This window comes from Pseudomonas sp. PDM16 (assembly GCF_014851865.1).
In the GTDB taxonomy this organism is placed as follows: Bacteria; Pseudomonadota; Gammaproteobacteria; order Pseudomonadales; family Pseudomonadaceae; genus Aquipseudomonas.
Genome location: NZ_JACVAM010000005.1, coordinates 171,213 through 187,410, shown reverse-complemented (window position 1 = coordinate 187,410; position 16,198 = coordinate 171,213). Strand labels below are relative to the sequence as shown.

Annotated in this window: 13 protein-coding genes and 2 pseudogenes; 9 read left to right on the top strand and 6 right to left on the bottom strand. The window is 62.9% G+C overall.

What is annotated here, in order from left to right:
• Positions 1–9: 9 nt before the first annotated feature.
• The 3 genes from IB234_RS17985 to dinG all read right to left on the bottom strand — a co-directional run bounded on the left by IB234_RS17985 (position 10) and on the right by dinG (position 5,771).
• The gene (locus IB234_RS17985; protein WP_192320464.1) at positions 10–1,155 is read right to left on the bottom strand and encodes a serine hydrolase domain-containing protein; all 1,146 of its coding nucleotides are present in this window, start codon (positions 1,153–1,155) and stop codon (positions 10–12) included.
• Between the two features lie 109 nt (positions 1,156–1,264).
• On the bottom strand, positions 1,265–3,532 hold the full coding sequence (locus IB234_RS17980) for a beta-agarase (protein WP_192320462.1): 2,268 nt from the start codon (positions 3,530–3,532) through the stop codon (positions 1,265–1,267).
• Positions 3,533–3,623: 91 nt separating this feature from the next.
• Positions 3,624–5,771, bottom strand: a complete 2,148-nt coding sequence (gene dinG / locus IB234_RS17975) for an ATP-dependent DNA helicase DinG (protein ID WP_192320460.1) — start codon at positions 5,769–5,771, stop codon at positions 3,624–3,626.
• Positions 5,772–5,851: 80 nt separating this feature from the next.
• Between dinG and IB234_RS17970 the strand changes: the two genes are divergently transcribed.
• A complete protein-coding gene (locus IB234_RS17970) occupies positions 5,852–6,316 on the top strand; it encodes a CopD family protein (protein ID WP_192320457.1) in 465 nt (154 codons plus the stop codon).
• A gap of 82 nt (positions 6,317–6,398) precedes the next feature.
• Here IB234_RS17970 and IB234_RS17965 read toward each other — a convergent pair.
• A pseudogene (locus tag IB234_RS17965) lies at positions 6,399–6,896 on the bottom strand (OmpA family protein); the annotation flags it as partial.
• A 371-nt stretch (positions 6,897–7,267) separates the two neighbouring features.
• Positions 7,268–7,621, bottom strand: a pseudogene (locus IB234_RS23995) (OmpA family protein); the annotation flags it as partial.
• Positions 7,622–8,058: 437 nt separating this feature from the next.
• Here IB234_RS23995 and IB234_RS17955 point away from each other — a divergent pair.
• The 3 genes from IB234_RS17955 to IB234_RS17945 all read left to right on the top strand — a co-directional run bounded on the left by IB234_RS17955 (position 8,059) and on the right by IB234_RS17945 (position 10,226).
• Positions 8,059–8,556 (top strand): DUF6231 family protein, encoded by a 498-nt coding sequence (locus tag IB234_RS17955; RefSeq protein WP_192320451.1) that lies wholly within the window; start codon positions 8,059–8,061, stop codon positions 8,554–8,556.
• Between the two features lie 4 nt (positions 8,557–8,560).
• Positions 8,561–9,031: a YchJ family protein gene (locus IB234_RS17950; protein WP_192320449.1), complete on the top strand. Its 471-nt coding sequence runs from the start codon at positions 8,561–8,563 to the stop codon at positions 9,029–9,031.
• 70 nt (positions 9,032–9,101) lie between these two features.
• Positions 9,102–10,226 (top strand): hypothetical protein, encoded by a 1,125-nt coding sequence (locus IB234_RS17945; protein ID WP_225580666.1) that lies wholly within the window; start codon positions 9,102–9,104, stop codon positions 10,224–10,226.
• A 40-nt stretch (positions 10,227–10,266) separates the two neighbouring features.
• Here the strand turns inward: IB234_RS17945 and IB234_RS17940 are convergent, their stop codons facing one another.
• The gene (locus tag IB234_RS17940; RefSeq protein WP_192320447.1) at positions 10,267–10,827 is read right to left on the bottom strand and encodes a hypothetical protein; all 561 of its coding nucleotides are present in this window, start codon (positions 10,825–10,827) and stop codon (positions 10,267–10,269) included.
• A gap of 112 nt (positions 10,828–10,939) precedes the next feature.
• Here IB234_RS17940 and IB234_RS17935 point away from each other — a divergent pair, with 112 nt between their 5' ends.
• The 5 genes from IB234_RS17935 (at position 10,940) to IB234_RS17915 (ending at position 16,164) form a co-directional block, all read left to right on the top strand.
• Positions 10,940–11,434 carry an LEA type 2 family protein gene (locus IB234_RS17935; RefSeq protein WP_192321007.1) on the top strand — a complete coding sequence of 165 codons (495 nt, stop codon included), beginning with the start codon at positions 10,940–10,942 and terminating at the stop codon, positions 11,432–11,434.
• 4 nt (positions 11,435–11,438) lie between these two features.
• Positions 11,439–11,639, top strand: a complete 201-nt coding sequence (locus IB234_RS17930) for an SEC-C metal-binding domain-containing protein (protein ID WP_192320445.1) — start codon at positions 11,439–11,441, stop codon at positions 11,637–11,639.
• A gap of 108 nt (positions 11,640–11,747) precedes the next feature.
• Positions 11,748–14,285, top strand: coding sequence for a penicillin acylase family protein (locus tag IB234_RS17925; RefSeq protein ID WP_192320443.1), 2,538 nt, complete (start codon positions 11,748–11,750; stop codon positions 14,283–14,285).
• Positions 14,286–14,757: 472 nt separating this feature from the next.
• Positions 14,758–15,435 (top strand): polysaccharide lyase family 7 protein, encoded by a 678-nt coding sequence (locus tag IB234_RS17920; RefSeq protein ID WP_192320441.1) that lies wholly within the window; start codon positions 14,758–14,760, stop codon positions 15,433–15,435.
• A gap of 249 nt (positions 15,436–15,684) precedes the next feature.
• Entirely contained in the window at positions 15,685–16,164 is a 480-nt protein-coding gene (locus IB234_RS17915; RefSeq protein ID WP_192320439.1) for a hypothetical protein, read from the top strand.
• Positions 16,165–16,198 lie beyond the last annotated feature (34 nt).

Below are 16,198 nucleotides of genomic sequence, written 5' to 3'. Positions count from 1 at the left end.
CCAAGCAAGTTACAGGCATTGACCCAACGTTCGCGCCAATCTCTGCGCGCGTGGGTCCATAAGTACGTATGGTCCGAGACTGTTGGTGACGAAACCGAAGGCGATATCGCATTCGGGGTCGGCAAAACCCACCGATCCACCCGCTCCAGGGTGACCGAAAGCCTTCCGGCCAAGGCCGTAGGTGGCATTCGCCACCTCTGGCTGATCGAGCATGCAGCCCAGTCCCAAACGGGTCTGGGTCAATAGGGTGCGATCTTCACCGCAGGAGTGTTCGCGAGTCATTTCGCCGAGCAGCTCAGGCTCGAGCAGGCGCCCATCCAGCAGCGCCGCGTAGAAGCCGGCCAGGGCGCGCGCATTGCCGTGGCCATTAGCCGCCGGCTGCTGCATGCGCCGCCACTCCGGCTTGTTGGTGCTGGTGAGGATGGACGGAGGATTGGCGAAGGCACGGGTGGTCAGCGAAGCCGGCTCACTCATCATGCACTTGAGCAGGCGCTGAGCAGCGGCATCGCCCATGTCACCCTTCTTGCGAGCGATGTGGGCAACGCGGGGAAACTCCGACTCGTCCAACCCGACATGGAAATCCAGTCCCAATGGCTTGGCGATGCGGGCGACGATGGACTCACCGGGCCCACGCCCCTCCACCCGGCGCAGCAGTTCGCCGACCAGCCAGCCATAGGTGATGGGCGAGTAGCCGTGGGTTTCACCAGGCGTCCACCAGGGGCGCTCTGCAGCCAGGGCAACGGTCATCTGTTCCCAGTCGTACAAGGCTTCGGCCGGCAGCGGCGCGTGCAGGGCCGGCAGTCCAGCGCGGTGGCTGAGCAGCTGGCGCAGGGTCACGCCCTCCTTGCCTGCAGCGGCGAACTCGGGCCACCAGCGTACGATTGGGGCATCCAACTCCAGCTTGCCCTGCTCCACCAGCTGCAGGGCGGCGACGGCGGCGAAGGTCTTGGTGCAGGAGAACAGGTTGAGAATCGTGTCGGTGTGCCAGGCTTCGGCGCCGTCCTTGTCGGCCGTACCGGCCCAGATATCGACGACGGTTTCTCCGCCGATCTGCACGCACAGGGCGGCGCCTCGTTCCTGCGGGTCGTCGAAGAGTTCGACAAAAGCGTCTTTCAGCGCTTCGAAGCGCAGGTCGAAATGGCCCTGGATCTGCAACCTGGTATTCCTCGGTCTGAATGGCCGGCATTGTTCCAGTCCCGGCCGCACATGTGAATCCTGGCGCTTCGTCCAAGTCGCGCCGCCAGACCAACGGTCCCTTATGAAATCAGGGCTTAGGGGCTGTGTCGGGCTTTGGCATTAACTGCTCGGGAACCTTCAGGTTAGCCTTGCGCACCGCTTCTACGAAACCCTGCCAGGGCCGATCGGTGATACCGACCAGGCCGAAGTGGCCGTTCTCGCCATCGAGCAAGCGGCCGCTGGCCGGCTGATCCAGATACTGGAACCAGTGCACGCCGACAATGGCGGGCTCCTCCAGGGCCTTAGCCAGGAAGTTGGCATAGGCCGGCCCACGCTCCTCTTCCTTGTAGGTCTCAGCCACGCCGCCCCAGAACGGCCCGCGATCACGGCTACCGAAGTGGAATTCGGTGACCAGCAGCGGCTTGTCCAGTGCGCGCAACGTGGCGAAATCGTAGCCGTGCTGCGGCTCCTTGACGTAGAAGTTGAAGCTGAGCACATCGCAGTACTCGGCACAGGCCTCGATCGCCTCCGGGGTGGCAATGGCAAAGCGGCCACCTAGCAGCATGTGGTTAGGCGAATGCCACTTGAGCGACTCGGCAATGGTCTTGAAGTAAGTGGTGGCAAAGAGGCGCTGGAAGCTCTGCAGATCCTTCTCGATCTGCGGGAATTCGGCACTCGGCAGCGGTGCTTCAAAACCCGGGTCCTCCATCAGCTCCCAGGCCTTGAGCTCAATGCCCCAGGCCTTGGAGAGACCGTTCTGGTTACGATACTTGTCGCGTAACTGTTTGAGGAACGCACGCTTGGCCGGCACGTCGGTGGTCAGGCGCAGCGTGCCGTAGGCCAGTGCGTAGCGAGACTTGGGATCATCGCCAGGGGCCGCCCAGGCCAACTCGTTGTCGGCGAAGAAACCGAGCAACCAGGGGTCGTCACGACGATCACGAGTGGCAATGGCGATGGCCCGCTCGGCCGCCATGGCGAAACGCGGGTCGAACGGGTCGGGCATGCCACCCCACCAGTCGTGACCGGTACTGATGGTGGCGTAGTCGCCGGAGATCGACAGCGGCACCGTGTACGGCATGCGCTGGGCGCGGGCCAGGGTATCGTCACTCCAATTGCCCAGGCTGTTGAAACCCCAGGCCTGCAGACGGTCGAGCGAATGCTGGGTCCAGCGGTCGGCGTTGAAGCCTGCCGGCGGGCACGGTGCCAGTTCGGCAGGCGCCGGTGTAGCGGCCAGCGGCGGCTGTGCCGCATGGCAGGGTTCAGCATGAGTACGTTGCAGGTTGGCGCGGTAGAAGTCGTACCAACGACCGTGGTCGAAGGAGCGACCACGGCTCGCGCCGCTGTCACTGCGGCTGTCCCGCTCGCCGTAATAGGCAGCCAGAGCATCTCCGTCCTTTGGCAATGCGGAGAACATGGACTCACGGCCCTCCACATAGGTCTGGCTCTGCCAGGCGCTGACCGCGTTGACCCCCAGCGAATAGAACGGGTGGCCTTCGGGTGTCACCAGGAACCAGCGACCATCACGCTTCTCGGTACGGAAAAAACCCTTGGCCTCGAAGCTCGGGCCGCTCAGCCAACCGCCGAACTTGTCCCGCTGCGGACGCTCGACCAGCCAAGCCTTGAGCTGGTCGCTTTCGCGTGAGGCCGCCTCACGCAGCTGCTCGTCCTTACTGACTTTCTCCGGCCACTGGCCGCGGCTGTACTGCCCCCAGGCATCGATGATGCCGGTGTATGCGGCCTGCTGCGCGGCATCGCCGGCCTGCACGCCGAAGCGGCCGAGCAGGATGCTCTGCGGTGCGTCCGTCTGGCTCATGCTCATGGTCACGGCGCTGACCGCGGCCTTGCTCAGCTCGCCCTCTACGGTCTCGGCCAGCAATACGCGCTGGCCCTCGATACTGACCGGCATGGGCGGCGCAGCGCGCATGCCGTGGGCTCGCGGCGTCGTGGCGGCGAGCGGAATCAGCAGCGTCTGTGCCGGACCGGCCGGCAGGGCGATGCGACTGGTCAAGACCTTGCCATCGCTGCTCTCTATATGGATTTCGAGGGTAATGGCCCAATCCATGGCGTTCTGCAGGCGCAGACTCATGGCACCAGCCTGCGACCAGTCCCAGACACCAGCCTGCGGGCTGAGGCGAAGGCTGGGGCTCTCGGCAGCACTGAAGGTGAAGCGGCGCAGCACCTCGCCTTCGGGCGTGGGCTCGGCGGTCAACTCGGGGAAACTGGCGGACTGATTCTCGACCTTCACCACGTCGGTGGGTTTGATGAAACTGAAGAGGGTCTGCTGCCCTTCCGACGCAGCCAGCGCGGGTGTGGTGATAGTCAGGGCAAACACGAGGGGCAACGAACGGTGAATCATACGAACAGGCACTCCGAAAGATGCCCAAGTAGACACTAGAGGGACCATAGATGCCACCCCGGATGCTTAACGCGATCAGGCTTGCCGAGGCTCAGGCGATCTCGCGGCGAAACGGTGGCAACGCGTTGAGGATGGCCTTGCCGTAACGTTGGGTGACCACGCGACGATCCAGCAGGGTGATCGTGCCTCGGTCCGCCTCGGTGCGCAGCAGACGGCCGCAGGCCTGGACCAGACGCAAGGAAGCATCGGGCACGGCGATTTCCATGAACGGATTGCCGCCACGCGCCTCGATCCATTCGGCCAGCGCAGCCTCCACCGGGTCGTCAGGCACCGCGAAGGGAATCTTGGCGATTACCACGTGCTCGCAGTAGGCACCTGGCAGGTCTACGCCTTCGGCGAAGCTGGCCAGGCCGAACAGCACGCTCTCCTCGCCGTCGTCGACCCGCGCCTTGTGCTTGTTCAGTGTCTCCTGTTTGGACAGGTTGCCCTGGATCAGCACGCGCTTGCGCCAGTCGCGGTCGAGGCCGTCGAACACGTCCTGCATCTGCTTGCGCGAGGAGTACAGCACCAACGTACCGCGAGCGCCCTTCACCAGCTCCGGCAGATCGCGAACGATGGCCGCGGTGTGGGCAGCGGCATCGCGCGGATCGGCCTTGAGGTCCGGCACGCGCAGCACGCCCGCATCGGCATGGTGAAACGGACTGGGTACTACAGCGGTGACCGCCGCCTTGGGCAGGCCGGCGCGCATACGGTAACGATCGAAGGTGCCCAGCGCTGTCAGGGTCGCCGACGTCACCAGGGCGCCATAGGCGACGTTCCACAAGTTACGGCGCAGGGTCTCGGCGGCCAGGATGGGGCTGGCGTTGACCTCGATATCGAACAGCGCACCGCTGTCGGCCAGAGTCAGCCAGCGTGCCATCGGCGGACTGTCCTCCGGGTCTTCTACGGTGAAGGCCGTCCACAGTTCCCAGTTGCCTTGGGCACGCGCCAGCAGGCTGCCGAACAGCGGGTACCATTCTTCGGCCTGGTGGCTGGCCAGGCCGGTGCTGCTGCCCTCGTCGTCCATGGCCTGTTTGAGCAGCTCGGTCAGGCGGGTGAAGACGTCGGTAAGCTTGGAGAAGCCCTTCTTCAGCTCAATGCCCAACTCGCGCAAATGCTCCGGCACCACGCCGCCCTCGAAGCGATGACGCGGGCGCTCGCGACCCTCCATATCCTCGCCGGCGCGAAAGTCGGCGAGCTGTTCACAGGCGCTGAACATGAACTGCTGCTGGGTACGCAGCTCCCTGGTCTGCTCCGGCACCATTTCGATCAGGCGACCGAGATCACCGGGCAACGGATGCTGAGCCAGCAGCTTGGTCAGGTTCTTCTCCACCTGGCCGAGCCAGTCAGCGGTGCTGCGCAAACGGGTGAAGTGGGCGAAATGGCCGATGGCCTTGTCCGGCAGGTGGTGGCCTTCGTCGAACACGTAGAGCGTCTCGCGCGGGTCCGGCAGCACGGCACCTCCGCCCAGAGCCAGGTCAGCCAGGACCATATCGTGGTTGGTGACGATGACATCGACCTTGGTCATGCCCTCGCGCGCCTTGTAAAAGGCGCACTGCTGGAAGTTCGGGCAATGGCGACTGGTGCACTGGCTATGGTCGGTGGTCAGAGTACTCCAGACCTGATCCTCGAGCTCCTCCGGCCAGCTGTCACGATCGCCGTCCCAACGGTTGCCGGCGAGCTTCTCGATCATCTTGCCGTAGAGCTTCTGGCTGTGCTCGTCGACGTCGATGTGAAAACCTTCTTCCTCGAACATCCGCGCAGTGGCACCTTGCACCTGCCCTTCCTGCAGCAGCATGTCCAGCTTGGACAAACACAGGTAGCGGCCACGTCCCTTGGCCAGGGCGAAGCTGAACTGCAGACCTGCGTTGCGCATCAGGTCCGGCAAGTCCTTGTGAACGATCTGCTCCTGCAGCGCCACGGTGGCGGTGGCGATGACCAGACGCTTGCCGGCAGCCTTGGCAGTGGGAATGGCCGCCAGGCTGTAGGCTACCGTCTTGCCGGTGCCGGTACCTGCCTCTACCGCCACTACTGCGGGCTCGCCATCACGCTGGCCTTCGTCATTGTGCTTGATCGTTCCCAGTACCTTGGCCACCTCGGCGATCATAAGACGCTGGCCATAACGGGCCTTGAGCCCCTTGGCCTCGAGGAAACGGCTGTAGGCGCCCTGGATCTGGGACTTGAGTTCGGAACTGAGCATGGGCGCGAAAAGGCTGGATAAATTTTCAGTAGTTTACCGATAGGTTATGCTCGCGCGCCATCCCGCGACCGAGACTCCCGATGACTGTCTTCTCCGCCCTCTACGCCCTGCACACACTGGCCGCCCTGATCTGGGTCGGCGGCATGTTCTTCGCCTGGATGATTCTGCGTCCGGCAGCCGTGTCCAAACTGCAGGCGCCAGAGCGCCTGACATTGTGGCTGGAAGTATTCCGCCGCTTCTTCGTCTGGGTATGGATCGCCGTAATGATTCTGCCGGTATCCGGCATGGGCATGCTGCACCTGCGCTTCGCCGGCTTCGAGGCAGCACCACGTTATGTGCAGGTGATGATGGGGCTGTACCTAGTGATGCTGGCCCTGTTCCTGCGCGTTCAGGTCTTGCTGCTGCCGCAGCTACGTCGGGCCATCGATGATCATGACTGGCCAGCGGGTGGCGAAGCGCTGGGGCGCATCCGCCGGCTGGTAGGCAGCAATCTGCTGGTTGGTTTGGCACTGGTCGCCATCGCCGCAGCTCGCCCTACCTTCTGATTGAGCCGAATCGGCTCCCGCGCCGCTGTAGTGGCAGCGCGGGAGCAGATCATCGCCAGAAGTGCTGTTACCCCCAATGAGGTCAGGGTCGTGCTTCGACCTCGGCCTCAACACGGCGGTTGACTGCACGACCATCATCGGTGCCATTGTCAGCCACCGGCTTGGATTCGCCGTAACCCACCGACGACACCCTGTCCCCCGACACGCCATACCGATTCACCAGCTCATCACGCACGGCATTGGCTCGTCGCTCCGACAGACCTTGGTTGTATGCATCGGAGCCAACGGAATCGGTGTGCCCCTCGACTGTGGTAGAGGTCTGCGGGTACTGACTCATGAAGTCGGCCAAAGCCTTGATGTCGGCCTGACTTTCTTCCTTGACCACCGACTTGTCGAAGTCGAACTTGACGTCGAGCTCGACGCGTACCGAATCACCTGCCGCGGCCACGGGCTCGGTAGAGGTGTCGGGAGCGGCATCCGGATAGGTGGGCAGCGGACAACCGTTGTGCCGTACCGGAGTGTTGGGCGGGGTATCGGGGCAACGGTCGCGACGATCAAACACTCCGTCGCCATCTTCGTCACCGTCCTGGGCATAGCAGATCAGAGTTCCGATGACCGCACCGGCCACGGCACCTCCAGCTGCCCAGGTAGAACTTTCGATTGCGCCAAGACCTCCTCCGGTCAGGCCGCCAATCGCCGTGCAAATGGGCCAGTTCCCTTGATTGAGCGGCGCATCTCCCGTACTGGAAGTCGTGGCGCAACCAGAAAGAACACTGCTGACCAAGAGAAGGGGTACAGCTGCCCTTGCGAGTCTTCTCATGGCGAGTCTCCTGTGTCACCGGTTCGATTACCGGTAACACAGGAGTAAAGACCCGTCCCCCAAAGTGTACAAGCCCGTCCCGGGGGACGACTGCGCGTTCCGCTGCAGCCGCCAGGCCGGGATAGGATTACTCAGGGGCGAGCTTCGACCTCGGCTTCCACGCGACGGTTGATGGCACGACCCTCGGAGGTGGAGTTGTCAGCTACCGGGCGGCTTTCGCCATAACCTACCGAGCTCACACGATCACCGCCCACGCCATACTGGTTGACCAGTACGTCTCGCACGGCATTGGCACGGCGCTCGGACAGACCCTGGTTGTAAGCGTCGGTACCGACGGAGTCGGTATGCCCCTCAACCACGGTGCTGGTAGCCGGGTATTGGCTCATGAAGTCAGCCAACGCTTTGATGTCGCCCTGGCTTTCTTGCTTGACCACGGACTTGTCGAAATCGAACTTGACGTCCAGCTCGACACGAACCGGCTCAGCAGGCTCGGACTCGGGTACGGCAACCTCTTCGACCACCATTTCCTCGACCACCGCCACCTGCTCATCGGCACCGTGAACCCAGCAGTAGGAGGCCGCTACGCCGGCACCTACCAGTGCGCCCCAGCCTGCCCACTCGGAGCTTTCGATGGCGCCAAGCGCAGCACCTGTCACACCACCCACAGCCGCACAGGTCGGCCAATCAGTTTTCTGGATACCGGCACAACCGGTCAGCAGGCCGCTTGCCAGGATCAGGGGTACAGCTTTCCTTGTGATACTCATCTTTTTAGGTCTCCTGTAGGGAATCGGCATCTAACCGACAGCAAAGAAGTAAAGATCGCTTCCTTACTATCTGCCAGTTATAGGCACTGTTCGCGCCAAGTTCCAAATACTTTGTCCACCGCGTTAGTCTTTGCGTTCACATTTCAGACATTTTCCCCATGAACCAGACCTTTTCCGACCGCACTCCACAACAGGCGCTGGCCGCGCTCCTCGACCTGCAAGCCCCGCCGCGCCTGTTGGTGGTCTCCTCCAGCCAGTTGCCTGCCGTGACGGCATTTCAACAGGCTCACCCGGACAGCCTGGTGAGCCAAACGCCGGCAGCCCCCTTACCAGCATCGCTCGCGGGACAGCGCTACGACCTGGCCGTGCTCGCCGATTGCCTCGAACACCTACCCCATCGCACCGGTTTGGAGCTACTGGGCGGCATTCGCAACCTCAATGCCAGCCGTCTGGCCGTGCTGGTCGACCTGAACGCCTGTGGCTGGCAGGAAACCGATCTGTTCGCCCTGGCGCTGCAAGTCAGCGAGAGCTTTCAGCGCGAGGGACAGGTTCTCACCCTGTTCACCTACGATCTGCGCGACTACAAACAGGTGCCGGACTGGCTGAACGCCAAGTTCTGGGCCAATCCGGAAAATTTCGGCAAATACTGGTGGTGACTCTATGAGCCAAGCCTGTCCCTGCGGCAGTGGCACCCCACTAGAGGGCTGCTGCGGCCACTATCATCTGGGCACACCGGCGCCCAGCGCCGAGCACCTGATGCGCTCGCGCTACAGCGCCTACGTACTAGGGCTGGTCGACTATCTGGTCGGCACCACGCTGCCGGCCCAGCAAGCCGGGCTCGACAGTGATGGCATCCGCGCATGGAGCCTGGGCAGTACATGGCTGGGGCTCGACGTAGAAGCAAGCGAGCTGATCGGAGCCCAACCCGAACATGCCTTCGTGACGTTCAGCGCACGCTGGCACGACGGTAGCGGCGAGCACAGCCACCGCGAGCGCTCGGCGTTCGTCCAGCACGATGGTCGTTGGTATTTCATCGACCCCACAGTGCCCCTGAAGGCTGGACGCAACGATCCCTGCCCATGCGGCAGCGGGCAGAAATTCAAGAAATGCTGCAGCCCTTACCTGGGCTAGACCTACGCGAAAAGTCTGCTTCATTTGTAGCCAGAGCCCGGCAGGAGCTGAGGCCAACAAGGAGCAGTAGATGAAGCACAAGCACAGTGGAGTGGTGGCCAGTCTGGCCACCTTGTTGTTCATCGGGCCCCTCCAGGCGGGAATTGCCCAGGCGGCCGACGCTCAAGTCAATCTGGGCAGCAGCGAGCGGGTAACCAGGTTGTTCGCCTACCCGAACAATTGTGGCGTGATCTGCTACCGCGACTGGACGCTCGAACAAACCGCCGAGCACTACCTGAAACAGAGCCTGGAGCGCGATGGATACGCCGACGCCACGGTCAAGGTCAGTCGCACCAACGACACGCTCTCCGCTGCGTTCACCGGCGTTCCCGCCAACTACGGCACGCCCCTGACCAACCTGCTGAATGCCGGAGACCTGGCCTTCGACGGCGCCAGCAAACTCAACGGCGACGGCAAATGGCAGTACAGCTGGTACTTCTTCCTGCCGCTGGGGATGGCCCTGGACAATCGCAAGAGCGTGGAGCTACTGCACTTCCCACCGGACTATTCCCTGACTCAGGCCCAGGACTATCTGGAATCCAAGACCACGGACCGGTGGGCATCGCTGCTGACAGAAAATGGAGTTACGGCGGAACAGACTCCGGCCTACCAGACCATCATCGACATCGCCCCAATCGCTGCACCGGCCAGCGCCGGCGGCGACCTGGAGGGGGTCTACGACTACTTCACCGACTACCAGAAGACCATGGTCGCCCAACTCACCGACGGAGATGGCACGCCCCTACCCTTGGTCGCCTTCGGCGGACCGGTGCGTAGCTGGGTCAACAGCCAGTACAAGGTGAATATCGGCGTATTAGGCCTGGACGAGATAGCCCCAACGCCGGGCCAGAATGTGCCAGTGCTCGGAGCCAACCACCCGAGCTACATCTGGTACGCGGCCGATCCGGAGAACTATGGCGGTGATCAGCAAAAAGCCGACGCCGCCGGGCTCAAGGTGATGGGCCAGGACATCAGTGCCGCCTGTTGGCAGGCTGGCATGGGGCAGAATCCCGCTGCCGACCCGCAACAGACGCTAAATGCCTGCACGCAGAAGTGGCAGGTAACGGACAAAACGCAGACCTGTGAGTTGTTCTATACCTCGGTGCGCAACCTCACTCCCGTCCAGGCAAAAACCGCATGTGCCGGCAGCAGCTGACATCAGGAGCAACAAGGCCCGCATATGCGGGCCTTGTTCATCACTCTTGCAACTTGAGATGCGAAGTATCAGGCGGCGGGCCGGACGGGGCGGTCTTGGCCTGGCCCATATCGCTACCGGCCGGAGCCAGGCTGAACTGCGAAAAGTCCACTTGCGGTGGCTGGGCCTCGGGCTTGGCGTCCTGCAGATCAGCGCCAACCGGTGCGATACCGAAGTCCGGCGCCTCCACGTCGCTGAAAGCAGCCATGTACTCATCACGAGGAATGACACGAGCCGAGCTGCCACTCTTAACTGGCGCTGCAGCTGCAGAAGGTATCGGCGCAGCTACTGGAGCAGGAGCCGGAGGCGGCGGAGCCATCTCCACCTCTTCTACCTGCAGCGGCTGGACAATGGCCAAGGCGCCGGCTCGCTCCATGGTCGCCCGGTATTTTTCGGCGCCTGCAGCATCCAGATTGCTCTTGATCACTATGCGCCGTCCGGAAAACAGCAAGGCTATGCGCTGGGCATCGGCCTGGAACAGCCGCCCCAGGTTTTCCTTCACCTGCTCCAGCGCCGCACCTGGCACCACCTGCCCGGCAAAGGCGATCTCATAGAGGCTCATGGTCACACTCCTGTCCAATTCGATGCCCAGTATGGCGCAGTTTTTTTCTGGTAACAGCAGGTGGCTGCCAAGCAGCCGCTTGTTACACTGGGGCGTCAATCGGAGTAATGCAATGTTTTCACAGGCGCGAAACAGTATCATCGCCCTGACGATATTCATCGGCCTGCAGGCAGGCCTTACGGGATGCACCAGCTGGTTCAGTGGTGATTTCCAGGACCCGGAAGTCCACCTCGTCAAAGTCGATGTCATCAAGGCCAAGCTGCTGGAACAACAGTTTTCGCTGCGCTTTCGCGTCGTCAACCCCAATGGCTTCGAATTACCCATACGCGGCCTGAGCTATGACATCGAGCTCAACGGCATACCGCTGACCGAGGGAGAATCCAGCGAGTGGATCAACGTGCCTGCCCACGGCCGCCGCGAATTCGAGGTGCCGGTGCGGACCAATCTGTGGCGCCACCTCAAAGGCGTGGTCAAGGCGCTGGAGGACACGGACAAACCGATCAGCTATCGCCTTCGTGGCAAGGTCAAGACGGGTGTCCTGTTCGGCCGCAACGTGCATCTGCAGCGCAATGGCGAGATAATCCCCAGCGATTACATCCCGGAGTAGCTTCATGACTCAGCAGCCTCATGTTCACGGCCCCGACTGCAACCACGACCATGACCATCACCACGATGACGACGGCCACGTGCACGGCCCGCACTGCAACCATCATCACCAGGAGCCGGTGCGCAACCCATTGAAGGAAGTCGGCCGTAACGACCCCTGCCCCTGCGGCAGCGAGAAAAAGTTCAAGAAGTGCCACGGCGCCTGACCTGAACTCGCCCGGCAGGGTGCAATGCCCTGCCAAGCCCCTACTCCCCGCGGCTTCCGCCCTCTACAATTCGCCCCATCGTCCGCCTCCCTGCGCCAGGAGCCAGTCATGGGTTCGCGCCTCATCTTCCGACCTCTGTTCGTCGCCGCTGCCGCGACCCTGTGCAGCACCCTGTTCCTCAGCGGTTGCCAGTCTTTCCTCAATGGCCGCTACGCCGACAGCGTGCACCCGGACCAGGGCATCGTCCGCGTCCAGGGCCTGGCGCAGAGCGTGGTGGTACGGCGCAATGCGCTGGGCATGCCACTGATCGAGACCACCACCTTCCATGACGCCCTGTTCACCCTGGGCTACGTGCACGCCGCCGACCGCCTCAGCCAGATGGTCGGCATGCGCCTGCTGGCCGAGGGCCGCCTGGCCGAGATGAACGGCCCCGGCGTGCTGGAAATCGACCGTTTCATGCGCACCGTCAACCTGCGCGCCAGCGCCGAGGTGCTGTACAAGAACGCCTCGCCGCGGATCAAGAAGTTCTTCGAGGTCTATGCCCGCGGCGTCAACGCCTACCTGTTCCGCTACAAGGACAAGCTGCCGATGGACCTGGCCGAGAGCGGTTACCGCCCGGCCTACTGGAAACCGGAAGACTCGGTACTGCTGTTCTGCCTGCTCAACTTCGGCCTGTCGGTCAACCTGCAGGAAGAGATCGCCGCCCTCACCCTCAGCGACAAGGTCGGCGCCGACAAGCTGGCCTGGCTGCTGCCGAGCTACCCGGACGAGCCATTGCCGTTCGACGAAGCCGAGAAACTGCGCGACCTGAACCTGGCCGGCAAGATTCCGGGCCTGGCCGCAGTAAACAACGCCGCCGGCCAGGTGGCGGCACTGAACATGCTCGGCGTCGCCGCTTCCAACAACTGGGCCATCGCCCCGCAGAAGAGTCGCAGCGGCAAGAGCCTGCTGGCCAACGACACCCACCTGCCGCTGTCGATGCCCTCGATCTGGAATTTCGTGCAGATCCGCTCGCCGAAATTCCAGGCCGCCGGCGTGTCCATTGCCGGGGTGCCGGCCGTGGTCGCCGGCTTCAACGGCAAGCTGGCCTGGGGCATGACCATGGTCATGGGCGACAACCAGGACCTGTTCCTCGAGAAGGTCAAACGCGAGGGCGGCCGCCTCTACTACCAGGCCAACGGCAAGTGGCAGCCGGCTCGTGAGCGCCAGGAAACCTTCTTCATCAAGGGTCAGCGGCCGATTCGCGAGACCGTCTACGAAACGCGCAACGGCCCGCTGCTCAACTCGGCGCTGGGCGAACGCAAATCACCTCTGCAACCTTTGCAGATGTCCAGCGGTTACGGTCTGGCCCTACGCAGCATCCAGGGCGAGACGGATCGCTCGATCGATGCCTTCTTCGACCTGTCCCGCGCCCAGTCAGTGGAACAGGCCTTCGAAGCCACCCGCGAAGTGCGCGCCATGGCGCTGAACATCGTGTTCGCCGACGCCCAGCACATCGGCTGGCAGGTCACCGGTCGTTACCCCAACCGCAAGCAGGGCACCGGCCTGGTGCCTTCGCCGGGCTGGGACGGCGCCTACGACTGGGATGGCTACGCCGACGCCATGCTGCACCCCTACGACCAGGACCCGATGCAGGGCTGGCTGGGCACCGCCAACCATCGCACCGTGCCACGCGGCTACGGCATGCAGCTGTCCAACTCCTGGTTCTACCCGGAGCGCGCCGAGCGCATCGCGCAACTGGCCGGCTCCGGGCGCCATGACCAGAAAAGCATGATCGCCATGCAGTACGACCAGACCACGCCGTTCGCCGGCAAGCTGCAGGCGATGTTCGACGCACCGGGCATGGCCGAGCCGCTGAAGAAGGCCATCACCTCCCTGCCCGCCGCCGAGCGCGCCAAGGCCGAGGAAGCCTACAAGCGCCTGATGGCCTTCGACGGCCGCATGGCGGCTACCTCTGCCGATGCAGCGCTGTACAGCGCCTTCCTTCAGGAAAGTGCCAAGGCCACCTTCCTCGACGAACTGGGCCCGGATACCAGCCCGGCCTGGCGCGCCTTGGTGGAGATCAGCAACAACAGCTATTCGGCCCAGGCCGACCACCTGCTCGGCCGCGACGACAGCCCATTCTGGGACGACGTGAAAACCGCGCAGAAGGAAGACAAGCCGGCGATCATGGCACGCAGCCTGGCCGGCGCCGTCAGCTATCTGGAAGGCAAGCTGGGCGCCAACCGCAGCGCCTGGCAGTGGGGCAAGCTGCACCAGTACAACTGGACCAGCGAAGCCACCAAGATGGCGCCCTACCTGAGCGCCAGCCAGCGCAGCGGCATCGAAGCCATCAGCGGCTACCTGGATCGGGGGCCCTACCCGGCCGGTGGCGACCACGGCACCCTCAACGTGGCCGCCTACGAATGGGGCAAGGACTTCAACGTGTGGCTGATCCCGGCCATGCGCATCGTCGTAGACTTCGGCCTGGAGGAGCCGATGATCGGGGTCAACAGTTCCGGCCAGTCCGGCAACCCGGCCAGCCCGCACTACGCCGACGGCATCGACGCCTGGCTCAAGGGCGGCTACATGAGCTTCCCGTTCCAGAGCCGCAACGTCGACAAGGTCTACGGTAACAAGCGCCTGCTGCTGACCCCAGGCCGCTAACTCGTAGGCACCCGGGTCGTGCCATCGCGGTCGTCATTACACGACCGCAAGGCGAGCACCCTTGCGAGCTGTCGTTTCGCCGTCCTCACACGCCCCCCAACACACTTGAGAATCCGTTCACGAACCGCTCTGGCATGGTGCTTTCCGTTCGTCGCCACAAGCGCAGCGGCAAGCCGCCAGACGCTGCCGTTTCGCTGTTAAAAATCCGTTTCGCATCAATGCGATAGACATAGCAAAAGCAGCGTCAATTAATCGCCAATATTTGGACGCCAATATGTCGACAAACGGTAATTATCAAAGCTTCGGCTGCTCCGTATAAAGCGCGCCATGCCCGGCTCAACCATCACGCCAAGGCATGCAAGAGCATCATTCTGTGTGCGCTTACTGGCAGGGCGGCTAGGCAGTTTCAGTGTCGTGATCGACCTGCGCTCCGGATGAGTTTTCCAGTTTTTTCTCGGAGCCGTTACGCACCATGATCGACCTCAACACCTGGAACCTGACCATTCCCGTCGGCGAGCCGGCAACCACCATCACCACTCCCCTGCTCGCCTCCGGTTACCAGGACGACTACTTCAAGAACATCAACGGCACCCTGTTCTTCTGGGCACCGGTGGATGGCACCACTACCAAGAACGCCAAGTATCCGCGCAGCGAACTGCGTGAGACCTTCGCCGATGGCAAGCCGCGCAACTGGAAATACAAGGATGCCGACAACTATCTGCGCGCGACCATGAAAGTCACCCAGGTACCGTCGACCGGCAAAGTGGTGATCGGCCAGATCCACAACGTGGAGGGCGACGATCCACCCATCAAACTGCAGTACGAGTACAGCGTGTCCGCCAAGACGGGCAGCGTGACCGCGATCTATCGCCTGAAGCCGGGAATCGATACCAGCAAGGCCATCGTCCTGCGCAACGTGCCGCTGGGCCAGAGCTTCAGCTACACCATTCGCCTGACCCCGGGCGGCACCCTGGCCGTCTACGCCAAGCTGCCGACCGCAGCGCAGGTGACGTGGAGTGCCAAGCTCGACGCCAGCTGGGCGAAGCAGACCATGTACTTCAAGGCCGGCAGCTACGTACAGGACAACGTCGGCAACAACACCGAGGCTGGCAGCGCGCAGTTCACCAGCCTGAAGATCGAACACCTGTAAATGGCATCTCGCCCAGGCAGCCACAACTACCGCTGGCTACCTGGGCGAGTAACTGATCAGTTTTTAATCACATCTAGACATATTGCACAGTTAGTACGAGCTTAAACAGTTTAAAAACAGCCCTTTACAGCCGATTTATCGCACTACACTTCAAATCGAGCGGCTAACCCCGCTTCCGGCGGGGCCTTTATTAGAACCAAGAAAAGCTGCCAGGCACCTGGCCCCGCCGGCACCCTTCGCGAGGGCCACATGGGAATTGCCGCCAGCGACCTCTGCCAACATGTCATCCGCCCCACTCTGATGTACCTGGGGCGTCACTCTGCAACCGCCGAAGCCCTTCTACTGGGCACCGCCGCCAGCCAGTCGGCGCTCGGTAGCGCCCTGGACGGCACTCAAGGCCACGGCCTTTACCGCATCAGCGAATCACGCCACCAGCGACTATGGGACCTGCACCTGGCCCGCGATCCAGACTTGGCCAGCCTGGTCCGCGGACTCGCCAGCCAGCACGCCTTCCTCGCCGCGCCACATCTGGAACTCACCGTCAACCTGCGCTACGCCACCGCCATCGCCTGGATGCTCGTCGAGAGTGAAACGGCCATCCTCCCCGAGGCCGATGACCTTCATGGCCTCGCCCGGATCTGGCGCCAGGTCTTCCAGCCTCACGGCCGTCTGTGCGATTTCCTGAACGCCTGGCAGCAATGCATCCCACCCTCCCCACAGGCGGCCTGAGGCAAGAAGTCGGAACCAATTCAGTGACTTAAGA

Coding starts and splice junctions, on each gene's coding strand:
- IB234_RS17935 (WP_192321007.1), top strand. CDS start 10,940: ATGTTTTCACAGGCGCGAAACAGTATCATCGCCCTGACGATATTCATC.
- IB234_RS17970 (WP_192320457.1), top strand. CDS start 5,852: ATGACTGTCTTCTCCGCCCTCTACGCCCTGCACACACTGGCCGCCCTG.
- dinG (WP_192320460.1), bottom strand. CDS start 5,771: ATGCTCAGTTCCGAACTCAAGTCCCAGATCCAGGGCGCCTACAGCCGT.
- IB234_RS17955 (WP_192320451.1), top strand. CDS start 8,059: ATGAACCAGACCTTTTCCGACCGCACTCCACAACAGGCGCTGGCCGCG.
- IB234_RS17940 (WP_192320447.1), bottom strand. CDS start 10,827: ATGAGCCTCTATGAGATCGCCTTTGCCGGGCAGGTGGTGCCAGGTGCG.
- IB234_RS17950 (WP_192320449.1), top strand. CDS start 8,561: ATGAGCCAAGCCTGTCCCTGCGGCAGTGGCACCCCACTAGAGGGCTGC.
- IB234_RS17980 (WP_192320462.1), bottom strand. CDS start 3,532: ATGATTCACCGTTCGTTGCCCCTCGTGTTTGCCCTGACTATCACCACA.
- IB234_RS17915 (WP_192320439.1), top strand. CDS start 15,685: ATGGGAATTGCCGCCAGCGACCTCTGCCAACATGTCATCCGCCCCACT.
- IB234_RS17920 (WP_192320441.1), top strand. CDS start 14,758: ATGATCGACCTCAACACCTGGAACCTGACCATTCCCGTCGGCGAGCCG.
- IB234_RS17925 (WP_192320443.1), top strand. CDS start 11,748: ATGGGTTCGCGCCTCATCTTCCGACCTCTGTTCGTCGCCGCTGCCGCG.
- IB234_RS17930 (WP_192320445.1), top strand. CDS start 11,439: ATGACTCAGCAGCCTCATGTTCACGGCCCCGACTGCAACCACGACCAT.
- IB234_RS17945 (WP_225580666.1), top strand. CDS start 9,102: ATGAAGCACAAGCACAGTGGAGTGGTGGCCAGTCTGGCCACCTTGTTG.